This window comes from Proteus sp. G2673 (assembly GCF_009915125.1).
In the GTDB taxonomy this organism is placed as follows: domain Bacteria; phylum Pseudomonadota; class Gammaproteobacteria; order Enterobacterales; family Enterobacteriaceae; genus Proteus; species Proteus penneri.
The window spans coordinates 78,465-100,392 of sequence record NZ_JAABLT010000007.1; the positions used below are offsets into that span (position 1 = coordinate 78,465).

Genomic DNA, 21,928 nt, shown 5'->3' on the forward strand with positions numbered 1-21,928 from the left:
TTAAGACAAAGCCCGATAAAATAAATGTTTTATCGGGCTTTTTTATGATCAGGATAATAGGCTTAGAAAATTGAGATTTGGGATTTAAATTTCAAAACTATTACATTTTATCCTAGCGCTAATTTTATCTGCTGTGCGATCCGTTCAATAACTGGCACTACAACACTATTTCCAGCTTGCTTATATAAATTAGCATTACTCATATCTTTGGGTAATTTATAGTCAGCTGGGTAACCTTGAAAATTAAAACACTCTCTTGGTGTGAGCTTTCTGATGGTGTTTGATTTCTTTTGAACGTTAAGTAAGGGGACGTTATGGCCACCTGTCCCCATATTGGCTGTTAATGTAGGGCAAAGGTTATTTTTATTGGCTCTTACATATTTTCTACGCCATTGGTAGAGCGTTTCGGCATCAACCACATCTTCAACAAGTTGGTCAAAGAAAGGAGTTTTAGCGGTATAAAAATAGCGTGGTTCTATTGTACTTTCATCTTCTAATAAATCTGAGATACGTTTAGTTAATGGTGTTTTTTCTGGAAAAACAAAGCGTTTATGAGCTTGCTCATCTTTGAAACATACAATATAAATACGCTCTCGGTTTTGTGGAATATTGCCATACTCAGAGGCGTTTAATACTTGATGAGAAACGTGATAGCCGTGTTTATGAAGTGAATCTAAAATCACTTTAAAGGTGTTACCTTTATCATGGGAAACTAAATTTTTAACGTTTTCTAGAAAGATAACAGGTGGTTGTTTTTCGGCAAAAATCCGTTCTAATTCAAAGAATAAATTACCACGGCCTTTTTCATCATCAAAGCCTTGGCGGTAACCTGCGACTGAAAATGCTTGGCATGGAAAACCACCCAACATGATATCAAAATCAGGGATCTCATTTGTTTTTACATCTCTGATGTCTCGATGGTCAATGATAAAGTCAAAATTTTCTTTTAAGGTCGTAACCGCAAATTTATCCAGTTCATTAGCATAAACTGTATCAAAACCTGCTTTTTCAAAGCCTATATCAATACCACCAACACCCGCAAAAAATGACGCACACTTCATAAATAATATCCCAAATCACTAAATTCGAAAGAGTATTCTACAGAACTCTTAAGCAAAAAGCAGCAACTGTTAATGGTTTGGGGTAATAACATTGAATTATTTAGATAATGGCCTAAAAAAGAAATAACCAAATGAAAAAATATTAAGAACTAGCGATGAAAACCCTAGAGTTTTTCTAGGGTAAATTTATTAGCTAGAGAGGGTATTTTTCCAATTTCTAAATGCATTAAATGGCGCGATTTCAATTCTAAAATTAGAATTATCTATTTTAGTTATCTTTACTGAATCAATTTCTTTTCTATTTAATATATCCATAGTTAATTCCGTATTATAAGGCAATTTAAGAATATCCCGTAAAAGCCAATAACCTAAATCAGATTGAGGATTGGTTTCAAGTCCTTTACTATTTTCTTGGGTAACAATAGCGTCCCATCTTCCAATGGGAGAGTGTAGGTAAAAACCATTTGAAGATGCATTTTGTTGTGTAGGATCTAATGCATCAAAACCAAAGAAATAGGGAAAATGTTCATGAACCCATTTAGGGATAGGAATATAAACTTCATCTGCAGGTCTTGGTTTTGGATTAGGTGAGTTAGGGTTTTTAGATGATGCATTCCATGCATTAAGTCCTGATTTAGGATGTACGGTATTATCTCTGTCAGAATAAAGAGGTAAATAAATAAAAGTCATTTTTTAATTCCTTAATATATTTTATTTTAAAGTAAACTATAGATTAGTTACCCTCTTTTTTTATTCAAGTTTTTTTATTTTATTTTTTTATATTTATAATTATAAATATCTTTATTTTTTTCAATGTTGTAATTTAAAACTTAATGATTTTTTTTGTGAGGTAGTATTAATATCTTGTGTTGTTTATATGATAAGTTAATACGTTTTTTATGATAATTTTCTAAAAGGTTTTAGGTAAATATGGCAAAAAATATAGATTTATGGTCTTCATTTCCTCAAGATAAAAGAGATGAATATATTAAATTTTTAGAGATTTTTGGTGCATTATCTGGCCTTTTTAAGGATACAGAAGCCGGAAGTAGTGCAGATAAACCTTATCTATATTATCGAAATCATGAACAACTTTTTGCTCGAGTTTTTGATGTAGAAGACCTAACACGTAAAGATTCCGCGTTTGATGCTATCGCTAAGATAGGGAAAAATCGAATTGGTGTTGGTTTAAAAACATGGATACATTCAAGAGATAAGACTTTTCAAAAAGTTGCAGAATTTAATAAAGTGGCGCCGACAGAAATTAGGCCTTTAATCGATAAAGGTACGCCACTTGATGTTGTTAAGAAAGTGGCTTTATTACGAAATAAACGAATTCAGCTTGATCAGCGTACATATAACACAACATATACTATATATCATAATATTACGAGAGACAGTAATGTGATGAATATTGTTGAATGTAATTATGATTTAATTGATTTAGATTCAATTAAAATAATTTCTGTTAATGATAATAAAGGTGTTTTTAATTTTAAGGACAAAAATAAAAAATATAAGTTTTATGTGAGTAAAAGTGTCTTATTGCAAGAATTTGATGCTTCTAAAGAATCAATTGTAACTAAAATTCCTATTACACAATATAAAGATCCTTTTGATTTATTGTCATATATACATGTAACTAATTCATCGGTAAGTAAATTAGCCCCTATAAAAGAAAAAATAGAAGATCCGAAAGAAACGATTTATCTACCTATTTATTCAGACTCTTCAATGAAAGTAGAAGAAAAATCAGGTTTTAATGCATGGAATGCAGCACCTAAAACTAAAGGCTCAAATAAACCTCGTCCAGACTTTGAAGCTTATATTCCGATCCCTATCTGGATCCATCATATATTTCCTCATTTTTTTGGGTTTAATGCCTTAGATAAAGAAGAAAGAAATGCATCTAAAGGATTTGAGTTACAATTACCAGATGATCGAGTAATCACAGCTATTGTGACACAAGACAATGGAAAAGGGCTACAAACTAATCCTCAATCTATTTTAGGGAAATGGATATTACATGATGTTTTTGGTTTAGAAGCCAGAGAATTGCTGACATTGGATATGTTAAATGAGTTAGGTGTAGATTCAGTTAAAATCACAAAAGTGAGTGATACTAAATTTAAAATTGATCTTGCTGATACCTATGCTTTTGAGCAATGGAAATTAGGGTTAAAAATACAAATTGAAAATTGTGATGATATTAAGCAAAAACCCAAATTTAGAGATGATTTGATTGAAGAATAATCATTAATATTTCTAATTTTGTAGAAATACTTTAAATCGACTTGCACCTCAAAAGTGGGAATATTTGCTTTTGAGGTGTTTTTATGAGTGGATAGAAATTAATGATCAAGAGAAACAGAATGAACATGTTCAAGCTGTTTTAATGAACAATAAAATTCAGGTAAAGTAATTTTTTGTCTCACTAACAGTTTCAAATTCACTTCAACACGCTCTTTTTTAATGTCGCGAATAGTGAGATTTTCAATCACGTCTTTGTGGCTTTTTAAATACTCAATTAACAGAGGAACACCGCTTTCATGAGTAAATAACATACGCACTTTTATCTTACCTAAACGGTGGTTTTTCATCTGAAATAACACCACTTGTGGGCTAAGTTGAATAGCCATAAAAAATAGAACCGTCACAATCATGGCATGCCAATAAAAACCTGAGCCACAAGCAATACCAACACCCGCTGATGCCCATACGATAGCGGCTGTTGTCAGTCCTGAAATGGCATCATCACGTCGATGCAATATAACACCAGCCCCAAGAAAGCCGACACCACTGATAATTTGTGCTGCTAATCTCATTGGATCACTACGAATGTTGTCGGAGATATTGGCGTAATATTCTGCAGATTGAATAGAAACAATAGTTAATAAACAACTGGCAACGGCAATAATGACACAAGTTTTAAAACCGACAGGTTTTCCCTTTGATTCACGCTCTAAGCCAATAAAGCCGCCCAAAATAAAGGCGGCCAATAATTTAGCGATACTTGATAGTGATAAAGGGCCAATGCTGTCAACAAACTGAATTAATGCGTCCATGGTTTGCTCCTAACGTTGGCTCATTCCTTTATTTTAAGACTATTGTGTTGCAATACTTTCTTGTACTTTTTTATCTTCGTTATTTTTCTTTTTACTCACATCATCTTTAAAGAAGAAGATAAAGAATATTGTCACAACAGCGGCAACGATAGCTGGGTATATCCAGAATGTTGACCACTGTGGTAATGCAGCATCACCTGTTTCTGTTACGGTTGAATTAAAGATTTGACCACAAATAGTGGAAGCAAATAATAAGCCGAAACCATTAGAGACAATAAAACGTAGACCTTGTGCTTGAGCGCGGATTTCAGGTTTAGCTTTGCGGTCAACATAGATATCACCAGCGGTAAAGAAGAAGTCCCAACATAATCCCTGTAACATTAATCCGATAACGATAAAATAAAACTCTGTATTTACCGCTGCATAAGAGAAGAATATTGAGCGAATGATCCAGCTAACAGCCCCTAAAAGTAATGTAATTTTGAAGCCAAACTTCATTAAGAAGAATGACAACACAAACATAAACAGCACTTCACAGGCTATACCGATTTGCATAATAGACGCCGCATTATTAAAACCTAATGCTTTAATAAATACCGGAATATAAGCGGAATAAGCTGTTTTAGGGATCATTAAAATAAAGATACTAAACATTAAGATAGCGAAATAACGATCTTTAAATAATGAAAGTGCATCTAAACATAAAACATCACGAGCAGAGAATGGCTTACCTTTCGCTTTAGGTGGCGTATTAGGCAAAGTAAAGCAGTAGAAACCGAGTAAAACCCCCACAGCCGAAGCGATATACCAAGTCATCGTACTACCAGAGAAGCCCATTTCACCTAATATAAATCCGATAGCCATAAAACCAAACGTACCGAATACACGAATAATAGGGAAATATTTCACGCCATTAATATGGGAGAAACTAATACTATTTGAAAGCGCAGTTGTTGGATAAAACAATAATCCAATAATGAAAATTAAGAATAATGTCATGCCACTGTTTTGTGCTTCAATAAATTGAGGAACACAAATAATGACAGCGGCATTAATTAAATGAAGGATGCCCATGACTTTTTGTGAAGCAAAGAAACGGTCAGCCACCATACCAATAAATAATGGGGAAATAATGGTTGCGACGCCTAATAAAGCGTAGGCATTACCAATAATGCTTGCCATACCATAGCTACTTAATACTAGCCCCATGGTCATATTCCATGCGCCTTGCATGAAATATTGCACAAACATCATAATCAGTAAGCGAGAGGTTATTTTCATATCCATCATCGTTCTCCTCTTAATTTGTTTCTAACGTTAACCCGTCATAGGCAACGCGGATATTGTGAGGAGCACAAACAGCTTCTAATTCGTGGTGAAGCAATTTGCCACTATGTGAAATATGCGAAACAGCAATTTGTGTATCTTGATGTAAACAACCTTGCTGTTGCAGTTTTTCTTTCGCTGCAAATACAGTTTCTAGGCTCATATGATTATCAGTTCGATCTTTACCATTGAGTCCATAAGTACATTCAAAAACAACGATATCCAGTGGCTTGTTTTCTAACCATTTCCATGTTAGTTCAGGGAACCAACCAGAATCATGGCCATAGAAAATAACCTTGCCATCTTTCTCAATATGATAAACATAGCAAAGTTCCCATTTCGCATGATTAGCGAGTAATGGCGTAATTTTATAACCGTTTCTTTCGACGGTAACAAAAGGAATTAAGCAGTGAAAAGCAAAACGCTCTTTGCTGTAACCAGGTAAAACTTCGATACAACCATTAATTGCGCGATCATTACCAAAAATATGAAGGGGATGGTTAATTTCAAAACCATAACCTTCCATTCGGCTAAACAGATCGCCAACATTGAAATGATCAGGATGCGTGTGAGTGAATAGAAGGCTTTCAAAATTAGTTGCATCCATCCCATCACGCATTAACTGGTAACTAAATGTAGGTGATACGTCGATTAACATAATGTCATCGACAATGGCAGAAGAGTGAGTTCTGATATCTTTCCCACCAAGTTCTCTTGCTTTCAGACAGTGTTCACAACGGCAGAAGGGATTGGGTATGCCTTCTGAGGCAGCCGTCCCTAAAAAATGAAGTTTCATAAGAAATCCCCTTATCCTATTGTTTTATTATGATTTTATTAATTATCTGGTGTTGGCTATCTATAAGTTATAGATTAATTTGAACGTTCCAATAATAAAATGGTGGTATTCATTTGCCAATAAATGAAGATCAGATCAGTGATCTTATTCAAATTAAATTTCTTATCACATTGATTAATATTGATATATATTTTAATTGATATTGATAATTATTTATTTTTGATAAGTAACAAACGCTTGTTTTATAAACAAATTAAAGATGGAACGTTCAAATCAATTAGCAGTAGTCGCGATAAATAATTCAGGTATGCTAGTGAAAGCAGAAATTGAGATGGAAAAAGGTCAATGGCAACGATTAAAGATATTGCAAAACTAGCAGGTGTCTCTCATGGAACGGTTTCTAACGTATTGAATAAACGTGGGAATGTGAGTGTTGAGAAAATTGAAGCTGTGTATCAAGCCGCCAAACAAATGGGCTATCAGTTAAATACACAAGCTCAACTGTTAAGAACCAATAAAAGCCATAAAATAGCTATACTTTTACCTCAATTAGTTTCTGAAAAATATGCGGTTTTCTTTAATTCCTTAAGGCAATCTATTGCTCACTTTCCTGAGGTCACTTACGATCTTTTTTTAACGGATGATCTGGAAACCACAGAATTAGAGGCATTACAGAAAATTGCCGCGGGTGGTTATAAACAAGTGATCACGGTAAGTTGTCTCAAAGATGCAAATATCTATTTTGACACGTTAAAATTACCCCCCTCTCAAGTTGCGTTTGTTTATCGCCAGCCACTTAATACTCAACGATTTTTCACGCTAGATTTTGCTCAAGCCGCAGAGGCTATTTGCCAACAGGTTGCAAAAACCCCTGGTAAATTAGTGGGCATTTTTATGGGGAGTAGTGATTATTTAAATAATCAAAACTTTGCCAATCAATTACAACATCGACTTTTAGAGACTGCTCCCAATAAAAAAAATGTGGTGCTTTGTGCATCAGATGAAGAGAGTTATAAAATTGCGTTTGATTTCTTTTCTCTGGAGCAAATCCCAGACATCTTTATTGCTCAAGATATAGAGAAGGCACGTTATTTAACGCAAGCGAGTTATTTTGGTAGCCATAATGATTGCCCGCCTATTTTTGCATTGAGCGACAATATTCCACCTGTATTAAAAGGGTTATATTACTTTCCTATGAATTATGCTCAACTCGGGTTAGAAGTGATTGATGCACTCATTCAAAATGAAGAGGATGAGAAGATTATCGAGAATAATGTAACTTGTGTGCGTAATCAAAGTGATCATCTTTATACTTTAACACCCGCGGTTATCAGTGAGGATAAAGTAAATATAAGTCTTAACTTACTGATTTTACCTAGCCCTTCAACCAGTGCATTAAAAAAGTTGCTACCTCATTTTTATCGTCAAACAGGGATTAAAGTTAATTTAGCGATACATCCTTACGATGAAGTTTATCAAATTTTAAGTCAGTTACATTTGCATCCCTATTATGATTTATTGCGTATTGATATGGCCTGTTTTCCTTGGTTTGCAGAAAGAATATTACAGCCATTAGATAAGATTGGTAATGGATTAACGGACTTATTAAATAATTTTTCACTACCTACTCAGCAAAAATTTAGTTTAGTGAATAATGTTGCTTATGCCATGCCTTTTGATGCCAGTGCGCAACTTCTGTTTTATCGAAAAGACTTGTTTGAAGATCCTATCTTAAAAAGAATGTATTACGAGAAAACAGGTAATGAGTTAACCGTACCAACAACATTTGAAGAATACGATAATGTGACGCAGTTTTTTACTGAACAACATGAAGAAGGGCAATTAAGTCGGCCAATGGGGGCTTCAACAACATTAGGTAGTGCGGGGCTGATTGCAACAGAGTATCTATTACGTTATTACGCCAAAGGTGGGTGTTTAATAGGAAACGATAATATTCCTAGATTAAAAATGCCTTTAGCCGGCGAAATATTAGAAGAATATTTAAAACAGTTGTCGATCACTGAGAATATTCATAATAAATGGTGGAGTGAGTCGGTTAGGCAATTTGAGCAAGGGCATCTTGCCATGCTGATCGCTTATATGAATTTATTTAACGATGTCGCACATAGCAATATTTTACCTAAAACAGGTTTTGCACCTGTACCCGGTAGTATTCCACAATTAGGCGGTGGCGTATTAGGGGTTTCACGTTATAGCCAAAAATCACAATATGCAGAGCAATTTTATCGTTGGCTTTATTCCCCAATGGTAATGGATCACCTAATTTTATTAGGTGGAAATAGTAATCATAAAAATTTTAGCCATAATCAAGAAATTAGCCATCGTTATCCATGGATGACGTTGGCTTATCAAGAAATTAATAAAGGAATACGAGAATCTTCGGTGCCTAATGGTAAGTTATTTAATTTACGCCAAGCCGAAATTATTATTGGGCAAGGTATTACTAATGTCGTTAATAATATTATGACGATAGACGAGACTATTGAGTATATAAATCAGCGTTTATTGATTGATACACAAGGTGAACGGTAAGGTTTACTGATTTTTCTAATGATTGCTCTGACCGAGCAATTCATTTACTTTCCATTTTATCACTTTTGGCGACGTTATCGCTTTTTACAAACACATTAGGGTCAATATCTTATTGTTTTAAAATGATTTTTGTTTTTATAGTTATTTAATATATTGTCAATATGACTATCTTTGTCATGTCAAAATGACCATAATAACAATCATAATGACTATGAGGTGTTTTTATGGGTTTTTCTGTTGATGTGTTGGCTAAAATTGCCATTGAATTACAAAAAGATGTTGGTCACCAAGATAGATTTCAGCGGCTGGTGACCACACTTCGGCAAGTGCTAAATTGCGATGCTGCCGCGTTGCTTCGCTACGAGCCTCATCAGTTTATCCCATTAGCCATAGATGGCCTCGTGCCTGATGTATTAGGGCGTCGTTTTTTACTAGAAGGGCATCCTCGTCTCGAAACGATAGCGCGAGCAGGGGATGTGGTGCGTTTTCCTGCAGACAGTGATTTGCCCGATCCTTATGATGGCCTTATTCCAGATAGAGAGCATTTAAAAGTGCATGCTTGTGTGGGGTTACCGTTATTTGCAGGACAAGATTTAATTGGCACTTTAACACTTGATGGAATGGACCCTCATCAGTTTGATACTTTCAGTGATGAAGAGCTTCGTTTAATTGCGGCCTTAACTTCTGGTGCATTAAATAATGCGTTATTGATTGAGCAACTCGAAAATCAAAATATGTTATTTATGCCAACTAATACGTTTAAGCCCACAGTAAAAACAGAAATTATTGGTTTATCGCCTTCGATGATGCAACTGAAAAAAGAGATAGAAATTGTTGCATCCGCAGATATGAATATTTTAGTGAATGGCGAAACAGGAACCGGTAAAGATCTGGTGGTAAAAGCCATTCATGAAATGTCTAATCGTGCAGATAATCCGTTAGTCTATTTAAATTGTGCCGCACTTCCTGAGAGTGTGGCAGAAAGTGAATTATTTGGGCATGTAAAAGGGGCTTTTACCGGAGCAATTAGCCATCGTAGTGGTAAATTTGAAATGGCAGATAATGGCACTTTATTTCTTGATGAAATTGGGGAGTTATCATTATCACTCCAAGCAAAATTACTGCGTGTTTTACAATATGGCGATATTCAACGTATTGGTGATGATCGTAACTTACGCGTTAATGTGCGTGTAATAGCAGCAACAAATCGTGATTTATGGGAAGAAGTCTTGGCGGGAAATTTCCGTGCCGATCTTTTCCATCGTTTAAGTATCTTTCCTTTGCATGTTCCGCCATTACGAGAAAGAGACGACGATATTTTGCTATTAGTGGGTTATTTCTGCGAGCAATATCGTCAGCGTTTTAATCTTACACAAGTGATTATTAGTCCTGAATTACGCCTTTATTTATTGCATTATTCTTGGCCGGGTAATGTGCGTGAATTAGAACATACTATTCATCGAGCAATCGTATTAGCGAGAGCAGGGAATAAGACAGACAGTCTTATTTTACAAGTTAGTCATTTTGCTTTAGGCACAGAAAATCTTACTCATCCAATATCACAATCATTACCATCAGGGGACAAAAATTTAAAAGAAGCTACGGATGAGTTTCAACGAGATTTAATTAAACAGGCATTACTACGTAATAACCAAAATTGGGCGGCAACTGCACGAGAATTATCGCTTGATCCGGCTAATTTACGTCGTTTGACAAAACGCTTAGGGCTAAAATAATAATAATTTTAAAAAGGAATGCCCTAAACGAAAAAAGGTAATCTGGGTGCGTGATCCAAATTACCTTAAATAATTAAGAAAGTCTGCTCATAATTTTTGATACTTTCTTAAAACAACCATACTCAATTGCAATTAGTGAATTGAGTAGAAAACATAGCGCAACATAAAGTCAGCGATAATTGCGATAACACAGCCAAGTGCAAAAATAGACTCAGTTGATTGACCTTGATTTTTAGGGGTTAGGAATTTCACTAAACTATAGCCACAAGCTAATACTGCAAAGGTGGCTAAGATCCAACAGGCAGTCCGTAGCGAGCCAATAGAGTAATACACTTGAATAGGTGATAACGGGAATGTCACCGATTTTTGGCTATAGAGTGTGCGAGTTAAATATTGTTCATAAAAAGGTTGATACAGTAATCGGCCAATTAAGCTAAATGCCATTATTCCCCATAATTGCCATTTCCAGCGTATTGGGAATGAGTCTTGTGGTATTTCAATACCTAACTTACTGCCTACGTGTTGTAATACTTTGATCAGCAAAAAGAAAATAGCGGCACCAAGTGTTAACATCGTGCCGAAGAACATGATGTAAGTGTTAGGGTCCATCCATGTCAAAATAGAGGTATGGCGATAAATCGATGCCATACAATAAATATCAAATAACCCAATCAGAATACTGCTACTTAATAACAGCATTGAGAGTTTGCGAGTGCGCCAGAGCCATAAAAAGGTTAATCCTAGGCAACCGACAAAAATAGCAGTGACGGCGACTTCACGACTTAACCAAGCAGAAAAAACATTTCTAATGGCATTAGGGGCATTTAATGGCACACCTAAGTGAGTTATTGAAGCGATAGAGCCTAAACCTGCCAATCCACAAATAACAAATAAGGTCAACAGCATAAAGCGATAGTAGCTTTCTGCATTGAGATAATGAGAAAGGCGACGAGCAAAAAGCCCTGTTGTTAGTGCAAGACCAATGGTCGCATTCATCATAAATGTGAAGATTAATAATGACCATTCATTCATTTTCTTTCTCCCTTATTATTAATTCCGTCATTGTTTGCACCCTGATGTGGGTTAATAACAAGGTTGGGATGTGTTATTTCAGGGGAAGGTAAACCCGTGACATAATCTAAATCGCCATAGCGTTCACGCAGTTCATCAATAGGGCCAAATTGGATTGCACCTAGCGGACAAGTGGCGACACAAACCGGTTGTTCACCTTTTTGCTGTAAATCGATACAAAAATCGCATTTTGACATCTGTTTGGTTTCTGGGTTCATCTGTGGCGCGCCATAAGGGCAAGACCACGCACAAGCACCACAACCGACACATTTGTCGGTATCTACCATGACAATGCCATCGCCTTTACGCTTATGCATTGCTGTTGTTGGGCAGTTTTTAACACAAATCGGATCGTCACAATGGTTACAAGAGATAGATAAGGTGTAAGCGAAGACATTATTGATCAGCGCACCTTTCGAATTACGGGTATAACCCCCGCCAGTGATTTCATAGACACGGCGAAATTTGCGTCCGACATCAAGGTTGTTTTTATCTTTACAAGCAACCTGACACGCTTTGCAACCTGAACAGCGAGCGCTGTCGATATAAAATCCTAACTGTTTGTTGCTCACAGCGGGATAAACGATAAATTGACTCATACTTTTGCTACCTCGACCAATAATGTTTGGTGAGCATTGCCGTGTGCCATTGCGGTGCTACGGGATGATGTTAATACATTGGCACATCCACCTTGATCTATGCCTTTTGCATCAGGTTGCCACCAAGCTCCTGCTTGCAAGGCCACGACGCCAGGCATAATTCGTTGTGTTAATTTGACGGGCACCATCGTTACTCCACGATCGTTATACACTTTGACTTTCTCGCCCTCTTTGATGTTTCTATCTTGGGCATCTAACGGGTTTAACCAGAGTTCTTGGCGTTGTACTTCTTGTAACCAAGGGTTGGCAAACTGCGTTGAGTTTGCGCGATTACGCCCTTTCCATGTGATAAGTTGTAACGGGAATTTATCCGTTAGCGTATCTTCAGGGCCTTCAATAGCGGGTACGTAATGAGAGAGCGCCGGAATATCGACATTATTCATGTCATATAAGCGTTTAGAGAAAATCTCAATTTTGCCTGATGGTGTTGGGAATGGGTTATTCTCGATATCTTGGATATTTTTCTCAAACGCTACATTTTGAGTATGAGGACGATGTTTTAATAGATGACGGCGTTTAACCAATAGCTCTTTAAAGGTTGGAATGCCGTCTTCAGGACGTTTCACACTGGCGTCATCGACTAAATATTCAATCCAATCGCGATCAGTCTCTTTGCCTTCGCTAAATTGTTCACCAACGCCTAATTTATCTGCAACTTCACGTAACCAATCGTAGTCAGTACGACGTTCAAATTCAGGTTCAATCACTTTTTCAGAAAGAATAATGTAGTCGCCATAACTCCATGTACCACCGATGTTCCAGCGTTCTAAAAAGCTGGTTTCAGGTAGTAAAATATCGGCATATTTTGCACTTGGTGTCAGATACAGATCACTACAGACGATAAATTCTACCTTTGATTCATCTTCAAGGACTTTAGCAGCATGAAGAATATCGGTATTTTGGTTTGTCATGTAGTTACCCGCCATTGAGAAAATCATCTTGATTTCAGTATCAAGTTTCTCGGCGTTCAGTAACCCATTTTGTGGTGTGACTAAATTTTTGTCTTCACACGCTTGCACCCAGTTGGTGATATTAATTTTCGCTTTTACTGGGTTGGTTAATAGGCTTGGCCCTGCGATGGTTTTACGCAATTCAGAGTTTAAAGCCATACCATAGCCGGCAGCCCAACCACCTCGAACCCCCACATTACCGGTGATCGTTGCAAGTAATGTTGCACCACGTGCCGTCCGTTCACCACAAATATGGCGCTGAGGCCCCCAACCTTGCATCAATGCTGCCGGTTTTGTCGATGCATATTCACGGGCTAATTGGCGGATAGTATCAGCAGGCACTTTAGTGATAGGTTCTGCCCATTCAGGTGTTTTCTTAATGCCATCTTTTTTACCCATCAAATAGGCAACTAAAGATTCATTTTTACCTACACCTTCTGGCATTTGGTGTTCGTCAAAGCCAATAGTGTATTTATCGATAAATGCTTGATCGTGAAGGTTCTCACTGACGATGACATACATCATCGCATCCATCATGGCGTTATCCGTTGTTGGTAATAATGGGATCCATTGATCAGCTAAAGAAGAGGCGGTATCAGAATAACGAGGATCAACAACAATAAACTTAGTGCCATTTTTCTTCATTTTTTGGAAGAAATGGTTTGAGTGACCAAAAATCGTTTCGTTAGGGTTATGGCCCCATAAAATCACAAGAGGGGTGTTTTCTAATGTATCAAGTGTGCTACCACTAGCAGCTGTACCGTAAGTATAAGGGGTGACTGCAAGGGTATTTCCATTACTAACGGAGTGATAGTTTTCTAGAAAACCCCCCGTGATATTAAACAGGCGACGTAACATATTCGCACCCGAGAAAATACCGCCAGTCACACCTGTACTTAAGCTGACAAAGCGTGATGCGGGGCCATATTGTTGGTTAATACGCTGCATATTTTGCGCAATAAGAGTGGTCGCTTCTTCCCACGTGATCCGTTCAAATTTGCCTTCGCCACGTTTGCCAACGCGTTTCATTGGGTATTTTAAACGGTCTGGATGATAGACAAATTTTCGATAACCGCGACCTCGAACGCAGGCACGCATAATAGGCATCTCTTCATCTAGATCAGCATCGGGACGTGTGCTAATACGGGTGACTTTGCCATCCTTTACGTGGGCTCGAATATCACATTTACCGCCACAGTCAAAGCTACTGCAAGTTGAAACAACCCGTTCACCCTCTTCGGTCGTTATTGATTTTACTGGGATAGCGTTATCGGTTGTCGCAGCAAAGGAGTTTGATGCGAGAAAAGGAAGGGTGACTAATGCTGAGCTCGCTTGAATAAAGTGACGGCGGCTAACATCGTTGAGAATGCTCTTTGTATCATGATCGTGATCGGACTGATTGCTCATAATGAACTCTACCTTAAACATAATAGGCGGACCCCGATATACCCGATACTTGATATAAAGAACGTGCGTGATTTTTCTAGGCTATGAATAAAGGGAATGTCTGGTATCCGCTGCATTATTATTGAATGCATAGATAATTGCAGAATGCTTGAATTAACCTCTGCGAGAGGGATAGTAGTTGATTAATCTTTTGCCAACATTCTAAAACCAGACAATGACATTTGAATTTCAGCCTATTTACTAAGGGTGTTAAAAGCGCGTTTTTTGATTGTTAACGAAGTTTATTTAATAGATATCAAGAAGGTTGAAATTTCACATAAAATATCTTCGTTATTTATTAAAACATATAGCGATTTTAATTATATAACTCATTATTTGCCAGTGTGTAGAGTGCGTGAGAACTGTTATATTAAAAAGGACGAAAATAAAAAAAGGGTAACCTAGACTGTGAGAAATGTACCGTTAAAAAGCGTTGATTCACTTGACCGAGATGTTATTGCGCTGGGTACAGACTATTTGCCCAATACGCTGTTAGAAACACATCAACATCGTCGAGCGCAATTTTTATACCCTGCTACGGGTTTAATTGAAGTGAGTACAGATGATGGTGAGTGGATTATTCCACCGTCTTGTGGTGTGTGGATCCCACCAGAAACTGGGCATGAAACGCGTATGTTAGATGTGAGCACTCGAAGCTTGTATATCGAGCCTTCCGCAGCACCTCGTCATAGCAAACAATGTGAAGTTGTCAGTGTTTCTCCTCTTTTTCGCCAGTTACTGCTTGAAGCTGTAGATGTGCCTGCAGAATATGATAAAAAAGGGCGAGATGGTCTTTTAATGCAGTTAATCTTATGTGAGTTAGCAAAAGCAAAACCGTTACCGTTTTTTGCGCCTATTCCACAAGACAGTAAATTAGCTCAATTATGTCGTGATTTTATTCGTAACCCAAAAATAGATTCTTTACCGCAACAGTGGGCAGATAAATTACATAAAAGTGAGCGCTCTTTTAGCCGTTTTTTCCGCAAACAAACAGGAATGTCATTTTCACAATGGCGACAACAAGTCTGTTTATTGAATTCATTAACACAAATTTTATCTGGGCGCGGTATTACTGAAGTTGCCTTTGATTTAGGTTATAACAGCGCGGGCTCATTCTCGACAATGTTTAAAAAACAGATGGGACAATCGCCTTCTCATTTTAGTGCGGATGGGCTGAAATTAGATCGTTTTTAATATTTAATTTCAATTACTATTCTTTTTAAGATTCTTTCCAATATTTTAAATAAAGAATAATTCTTTTTAAGATTTACCTTATATGTGAATTACGTATTTATTACTATCTTAATAAAAGGAAAGTATACTAAATTTATATTTAACTAGTTGATTGATATATATAAAATAACAAATACTTTTAATGTTCGTTTTATATGAATATAATTATTATCTGATGATGAAAAATATATCTTTTTACTTTTCATGAAGATGGTTGTTATATGTATAAAATTTTAAACACTTAATTTTTGATTCTTATCTATTGAAAGGGATCTATTGTTATTTATTTTCTTTAGGTGATTAAATATTAAAACCCATTAATATTTAAGTCATGTTTTTTTCATTTAGACATAATAAGTTACAATTATCGTAATAGTTTGGAGTGTATGATTTTTATATTCTACTATACTCATTCATTAGCTCATCATGTTAATACAGAAGTCGTTACAATAGGGTTAAGAATATGTCAAAAGGCAATTCAAATAATAATACAGGCCAGAAGATAGGACTACTTGCGTTGATTGCCATCGTAATCAGCTCAATGATAGGTAGTGGAGTTGATGGATTACCGCAAAATATGGCAGCAACATCTGAAATTGGTCCAGTCATTATTGCTTGGCTAATTTGCGGTTTTGGTATGTATTTTATTGCCCGGATCTTTATGGTGCTTTCAGATATTCGACCTGATCTTCAATCAGGTATTTATATGTATGCTCGTGAAGGATTTGGTGCTTTTGTTGCTTTTATTGTTGCTTGGGGTTATTGGTTAATGACCATTTTTAGCAATGTTGCTTTTGCTATTATGGTGATGGATACCTTAAATTATTTCTTACCGGGTGATTTTAAAGGCGGAAATAATATTCCCTCTATTATCGGTGCTTCTATTCTTATTTGGGGATTTAATTACCTTGTTTTATCCGGCACGAAATTGGCGGGTGCGATTAATATTATTGGTACGTTTGCGAAGTTAATTCCTTTAAGTATTTTCGTGTTTATACTGGTTTACTTCTTGAATTATGAAGAGCTAACTAATAATTTTTGGGGAAATTCAGCACCTATTTCAGCTGATAATTTAGGGCCTATTCCTGCACAAATTTTAGCGCCTTTAGATGTTGCTCTGTGGTGTTTTATCGGTGTCGAAGGTGCGGTTGCGCTATCTGGTCGAGCGCGCAATAAAAAAGATGTGGGCAAAGCAACATTGATAGGGTTTATTGTCTCACTGATTATTTGTATTTTTATTTCAGTATTACCTTTTGGTGTTTTACCGCAAAAAGCATTAAGCATAATACCAACACCATCAACAGCCGGAATATTAAAAACTGTTGTTGGGGATTGGGGGGAGTGGTTAATTAATATCGGCGTATTAGTGTCCGTATTAACCAGTTGGCTAGCTTGGACGATGATTTGTGCTGAAATACCTATGGTAGCGGCTCAAAATGGTACTTTTCCTAAAGCATTTTCAGTAAAAAATAAAAATGGCGCTGCCTCTACCTCTCTGTGGGTGAGTAGCCTATTTATGCAATTGGTTGTCTTTGTTGCTTATTTTTCTAATGATGCTTGGCTAACAATGTTAGCTATTTCTGCATTAATGGTTCTACCTGCTTATTTGGCAACATCAGCTTATTTATTACAGCTTTGTTTGTCGGGTGACTTTTCAAAATATGCCAATAAAGGTAAGGCTTCTGCTTTAATTAGTGGATTTATTGGATTAATGTTCTGCTTGTTTATGTTTTATGCTTGTGAAATTAAATATTTAGCGATGGTGCCTATTTTACTGACATTAGGTATTCCCCTTTTTATTTGGTCGAGATATCAAGAGCAGAAGACGCTATTTAATCCAACAGAGCGTATTTTATTTGTTTTTATTATCTTACTGGACGTATTGACGATTTTTCTATATCTCAATAATTATATTGAATTTTAATTATTGCATAATTATTAATTGAAATTTTTTCAATGAAATGAATCAGATAATGGCAATATCAATCAATATTGATACCTATGGAGGTGTCTATGAAGTTTAATCATCATGTATTATTTGTCTCATCTGCGGGACTAAAAGAAGATAGCCCTGCAAAACAAGCATTAGGATCATTAAAACATGCAATTACAGAGCGTGGTTTTATTGCTCAAATTGCAGATAATATTGATCATGGGATTAAATATATAAAAGAGAGCCCTAAATACAGTGCGGTAGGTATTTTCTGGGATAAAAACAATCCAAAAATGAATATAGAGAGTGAAGCCTTTATTTCATTATTTAGAAAAAGAAATCCAACGACCCCTATTATTCTACTGTCTGAAGAGAATATTACCGATAATGTTTCTATTAATATTCTTAAAGAAGTAAGTGAATATATCTATCTCTATTCAGAAACCGCAACATTTACAGCTAATCGTATTTATACTTTAATTCATCGCTATGCAGAGAGCCTTTTACCTCCATATTTTAAAACATTAAAAGATTTCACTGAGGATGGTGATTATTATTGGGATTGCCCAGGACATATGGGCGGTATGGCTTATTTGAAACATCCTATTGGTATTGAGTTCATCAATTTCTTTGGTGAAAATATGATGCGTGCTGATATTGGTGTCGCAACGGCTGAAATGGGGGATTACCTTATTCATGCGGGGCCTTCAAAAACATCAGAAGAAATAGCAGCAGAACTATTTGGCGCTGATTGGACATTTTATGGTGTTTCAGGTTCATCCGGCTCCAATCGTATTGTGGCACAAGGCGCTATTGGGGCAGACGAGATTGTTGTTGTGGATAGAAACTGCCATAAATCATTGAATCATGGCTTAACACTTTCACAAGGACGTCCTGTTTATTTAAAACCTACACGAAATGGCTACGGTTTAATTGGTCCGATCCCAACCAAACGCTTAACACAAGCCAGTATTAGCAAACTGATAAAAGAGAGTCCGCTAGCCGAAGGTGCTATCAGCCCTGAACCGACTTATGCTGTTGTGACAAACTGTACTTATGATGGTTTTTGTTACAACGTAAATGATGTGGTGAAAAATTTAGCAACCAGCGTACCTCGAATTCATTTTGATGAAGCATGGTATGCTTATGCGCGTTTCCATCCTTTATATAAAAATCGTTTTGCGATGGATGTATCTGAAGATATTCCTAATCGTCCTACCCTTTTTGCCGTGCAATCAACACATAAAATGTTGCCATCACTCTCTATGGCATCAATGATCCACGTGAAAAAAAGCGAACGTGCGCCGTTAAATTTTGATGACTTTAATGACTCATTTATGATGCATGGCACCACTTCACCTTATTATCCTATTATTGCTTCCATTGATGTTGCAGTCGGAATGATGAAAGGAGAATCTGGTTATTCTTTAGTACAAGAATCGATAGAAGAAGCCATTGCATTTCGTAAGGCCGTCGTTTCTGTCAAACGCCAATTAAAAGAGCAAAATGGTGATTCTGATTGGTTCTTCGATGTATTACAGCCAACTCAAGTACGTGATCCGAAAACTGGCGAAAATCACAGCTTTGAGCAAGCACCTCTCGATTTGTTAAGCCAAGAGTCTGATTGTTGGACATTAAAAATCGGTGATAAATGGCATGGTTTTTCTGATGAAGATATTGCTGATACCGACAGTATGTTAGACCCTGTTAAAGTCACAATTACCTGCCCTGGTATTACTGCCGATGGTCAATATCAAAAGATGGGTATCCCAGGTTATATCATTACTAAATTCTTGGACGATCGGCGTATTGAAATTGCAAGAACGGGGGACTATACCGTTTTAATCCTCTTTTCTGTAGGGGTAACTAAAGGTAAATGGGGAACGTTATTAGAAAGTTTACTGACCTTTAAAAAGCTCTATGATTCCGATGCGTTAGCGATAGATGCTATTCCCTCACTAAAAGAAATCGCTCCTCAATATGCAAAAATGACATTAAAACAACTCTGCCAATCTATGCATGAAAAGATGGATGAGCTTGATTTAATGAAACATATTAATGATGCAGTAAATAGTGATCCAGAACCTGTCATGTCACCAGCGGAGGCTTATCAAAAAGTCGTTCGCTATAAAGCAGAACATATCCCTTTAGATGATTTTTCAGGTCGTATTTCGGCGAGTATGTTAGTTCCTTATCCGCCGGGAATTCCTGTTCTTATGCCTGGTGAACGCTTACCTAAAGGAGATCAAGGTATTATTGGTTACCTAAAAGCCTTACAAATTTTTGATAAGGCATTTCCAGGGTTTGAGCATGAAATACAAGGGATCAATGTCGATGAGAAGGGTGATTTTTGGGTAAGAGCGATTGTTGAAGATGAACGCATTGCGAAAGAATTACCTTCACATGTGAAATTCAAACGCCGTGTGTCAGCAATTAAAAAAGGCCGTCAGTAATTAATGACAACATTATGATGCGATGAAAATATCTGGCGTGGGATTAGGCGCCAGATATTATTATCTTAAGGTAAGAGGTTTTTATGGCAAACAAATCAGAAACCACATCGTCAAAGAATACCACCCCCGCGGCGAGTGATAATGGTGCAAAGTTGGGTTTATTTGCCCTGATTGCAATTGTTGTGGGCTCTATGTTAGGCGGTGGTGTGTTTAGCTTGCCACAAAATACGGCGGCAAGTTCAGCGATAGGGCCGGTTTTGATCGCATGGATTATTGCGGGTATTGGTATTTACTTTATTGCTAATGCGTTTCGCTTATTATCTGATTTACGACCTGATCTTCAAGCTGGTGTCTATATGTACGCACAAGAAGGTTTTGGGTCTTTTATTGGATTTAATGTTGCATGGGGATATTGGTTAATGACCGCATTTGGTAATGTGGCTTTCGCTGTTATCTTGATGGATGCCTTTGATCAGTTTTTCCCCGGTGTATTTACCGATGGCAATAATTTAAATTCCATTATTTGTGGTTCCATTTTAATTTGGGGCTATAACTTTTTAGTGTTATCAGGAACGAAAGTTGCGGGCTTTGTTAATACACTCGGAACCATTGCTAAATTAGTGCCATTGATTTTATTTGTTATTATTCTGGGTGTACTGAATGATTATTACCAATTATTTAGTAACTTCTGGGGTACATCACCACAAATTATGAGTACGGTGGATAATAAGGCAGAGCCAGTGTCATTAATGTCCCAAATACTGGCACCGATGACAGTAACCCTATGGGCATTTATTGGTGTTGAAGGTGCTGTCGTTTTATCTGGTAGAGCAAAAAATAAAAAAGATGTTGGTAAAGCAACCTTATTAGGTTTTTTATTAGCATTAATTATTTATATTTTATTATCCATCTTACCTTTTGGCATTATGCCACAACCACAACTGTCTCAATTAAGTAATCCATCAACTGCGGGTGTATTAGCCAAAGTTGTTGGTAATTGGGGGGACTGGTTAATGAATGTCGGGCTGATTATTTCGGTTTTAGCGGGATGGTTAGCATGGACAATGTTATGTGCAGAAATTCCGATGGTCGCAGGGCAAAAAGGTGCATTTCCTAAAGCCTTTGCACGCACCAATAAAAACCAAGCCGCAAATACATCTCTATGGGTGAGCAGTATTGTGATGCAAGCAGCGATGTTATTGGTTTATTTCTCAAATAATGCATGGAATACCATGTATAACATTAGCGCATTAATGGTTGTTCCCGCTTACATCACTACAACGTTATATATCACTAAGATTTGTATTAACCGCCAATATGATCAATATGCAAAAACAGGAAGAGGATTAGCCTTATTAAGTGGTGTATTAGGTGTTATTTTCTGCCTCTTTATTTTGTATGCAAGCCAAATTCAATATGTTGCATTAGTCCCAATTTTATTGACTTGTGGACTGCCTGTTTTTATCTGGTCACGTAAAGAGAAACACGATAATAAACCTATTTTTCAGAAAAAAGAGACGCTTTATCTCGTTATTTTATTACTACTTGATGTGATAGTTATCGGTTTACTGATGAAAGGAATTATCACGCTTTAATATTCTCTCATATTGCAATCAATAACCTCACGTACCATGGTGATGCGTGAG

15 protein-coding genes are annotated in these 21,928 nt (G+C 36.7%); 7 read left to right on the forward strand and 8 right to left on the reverse strand.

The annotated features are described in order from the left end of the window. Nucleotides 1-107: 107 nt before the first annotated feature. Together GWI59_RS03220 and GWI59_RS03225 are read right to left on the reverse strand one after the other, a co-directional pair. Nucleotides 108-1,061: a DNA cytosine methyltransferase gene (locus tag GWI59_RS03220; RefSeq protein WP_161723954.1), complete on the reverse strand. Its 954-nt coding sequence runs from the start codon at nucleotides 1,059-1,061 to the stop codon at nucleotides 108-110. A 189-nt stretch (nucleotides 1,062-1,250) separates the two neighbouring features. Next, the gene (locus tag GWI59_RS03225) at nucleotides 1,251-1,751 is read right to left on the reverse strand and encodes a hypothetical protein (RefSeq protein ID WP_161723956.1); all 501 of its coding nucleotides are present in this window, start codon (nucleotides 1,749-1,751) and stop codon (nucleotides 1,251-1,253) included. Nucleotides 1,752-1,991: 240 nt separating this feature from the next. On the opposite strand from GWI59_RS03225, the gene GWI59_RS03230 reads away from it, so the two are divergent. After that, on the forward strand, nucleotides 1,992-3,314 hold the full coding sequence (locus GWI59_RS03230) for an NgoFVII family restriction endonuclease (protein ID WP_161723959.1): 1,323 nt from the start codon (nucleotides 1,992-1,994) through the stop codon (nucleotides 3,312-3,314). 98 nt (nucleotides 3,315-3,412) lie between these two features. Here GWI59_RS03230 and GWI59_RS03235 read toward each other — a convergent pair whose 3' ends face one another. Genes GWI59_RS03235 through GWI59_RS03245 form a run of 3 tightly spaced genes read right to left on the reverse strand, consistent with a single transcriptional unit; the run spans nucleotide 3,413 to nucleotide 6,248 of the window. Next, the gene (locus GWI59_RS03235) at nucleotides 3,413-4,126 is read right to left on the reverse strand and encodes an MgtC/SapB family protein (RefSeq protein ID WP_115065696.1); all 714 of its coding nucleotides are present in this window, start codon (nucleotides 4,124-4,126) and stop codon (nucleotides 3,413-3,415) included. Nucleotides 4,127-4,165: 39 nt separating this feature from the next. Beyond that, nucleotides 4,166-5,413 (reverse strand): MFS transporter, encoded by a 1,248-nt coding sequence (locus GWI59_RS03240; protein ID WP_109848035.1) that lies wholly within the window; start codon nucleotides 5,411-5,413, stop codon nucleotides 4,166-4,168. Between the two features lie 13 nt (nucleotides 5,414-5,426). Further along, complete coding sequence (locus GWI59_RS03245; RefSeq protein ID WP_006534465.1) at nucleotides 5,427-6,248, reverse strand: MBL fold metallo-hydrolase; 822 nt, start codon at nucleotides 6,246-6,248, stop codon at nucleotides 5,427-5,429. Between the two features lie 345 nt (nucleotides 6,249-6,593). On the opposite strand from GWI59_RS03245, the gene GWI59_RS03250 reads away from it, so the two are divergent. Together GWI59_RS03250 and norR are read left to right on the forward strand one after the other, a co-directional pair. Next, nucleotides 6,594-8,801: an extracellular solute-binding protein gene (locus GWI59_RS03250; RefSeq protein WP_161723961.1), complete on the forward strand. Its 2,208-nt coding sequence runs from the start codon at nucleotides 6,594-6,596 to the stop codon at nucleotides 8,799-8,801. 224 nt (nucleotides 8,802-9,025) lie between these two features. Further along, nucleotides 9,026-10,537: a nitric oxide reductase transcriptional regulator NorR gene (gene norR / locus GWI59_RS03255; RefSeq protein ID WP_161723963.1), complete on the forward strand. Its 1,512-nt coding sequence runs from the start codon at nucleotides 9,026-9,028 to the stop codon at nucleotides 10,535-10,537. A 132-nt stretch (nucleotides 10,538-10,669) separates the two neighbouring features. Here norR and GWI59_RS03260 read toward each other — a convergent pair whose 3' ends face one another. The 3 genes from GWI59_RS03260 to GWI59_RS03270 are packed head-to-tail and all read right to left on the reverse strand — an operon-like array spanning nucleotide 10,670 to nucleotide 14,624. Then, nucleotides 10,670-11,569, reverse strand: coding sequence for a dimethyl sulfoxide reductase anchor subunit family protein (locus tag GWI59_RS03260; protein WP_161670850.1), 900 nt, complete (start codon nucleotides 11,567-11,569; stop codon nucleotides 10,670-10,672). Then, entirely contained in the window at nucleotides 11,566-12,207 is a 642-nt protein-coding gene (locus GWI59_RS03265) for a DMSO/selenate family reductase complex B subunit (RefSeq protein WP_109848031.1), read from the reverse strand. Before GWI59_RS03265 ends, GWI59_RS03260 begins: the two co-directional genes overlap by 4 nt. After that, nucleotides 12,204-14,624: a DMSO/selenate family reductase complex A subunit gene (locus GWI59_RS03270; protein ID WP_115065693.1), complete on the reverse strand. Its 2,421-nt coding sequence runs from the start codon at nucleotides 14,622-14,624 to the stop codon at nucleotides 12,204-12,206. Before GWI59_RS03270 ends, GWI59_RS03265 begins: the two co-directional genes overlap by 4 nt. Nucleotides 14,625-15,071: 447 nt before the next feature. Here GWI59_RS03270 and GWI59_RS03275 point away from each other — a divergent pair, with 447 nt between their 5' ends. The 4 genes from GWI59_RS03275 to GWI59_RS03290 all read left to right on the forward strand — a co-directional run bounded on the left by GWI59_RS03275 (nucleotide 15,072) and on the right by GWI59_RS03290 (nucleotide 21,877). Continuing rightward, nucleotides 15,072-15,857 carry an AraC family transcriptional regulator gene (locus GWI59_RS03275; RefSeq protein ID WP_115065692.1) on the forward strand — a complete coding sequence of 262 codons (786 nt, stop codon included), beginning with the start codon at nucleotides 15,072-15,074 and terminating at the stop codon, nucleotides 15,855-15,857. A 502-nt stretch (nucleotides 15,858-16,359) separates the two neighbouring features. Then, on the forward strand, nucleotides 16,360-17,820 hold the full coding sequence (locus tag GWI59_RS03280; RefSeq protein WP_006534477.1) for a basic amino acid/polyamine antiporter: 1,461 nt from the start codon (nucleotides 16,360-16,362) through the stop codon (nucleotides 17,818-17,820). Nucleotides 17,821-17,909: 89 nt separating this feature from the next. Next, nucleotides 17,910-20,282 (forward strand): Orn/Lys/Arg decarboxylase N-terminal domain-containing protein, encoded by a 2,373-nt coding sequence (locus GWI59_RS03285; RefSeq protein WP_161723965.1) that lies wholly within the window; start codon nucleotides 17,910-17,912, stop codon nucleotides 20,280-20,282. 83 nt (nucleotides 20,283-20,365) lie between these two features. Further along, entirely contained in the window at nucleotides 20,366-21,877 is a 1,512-nt protein-coding gene (locus GWI59_RS03290) for a basic amino acid/polyamine antiporter (RefSeq protein WP_082147387.1), read from the forward strand. The last annotated feature ends 51 nt before the right edge of the window (nucleotides 21,878-21,928 follow it).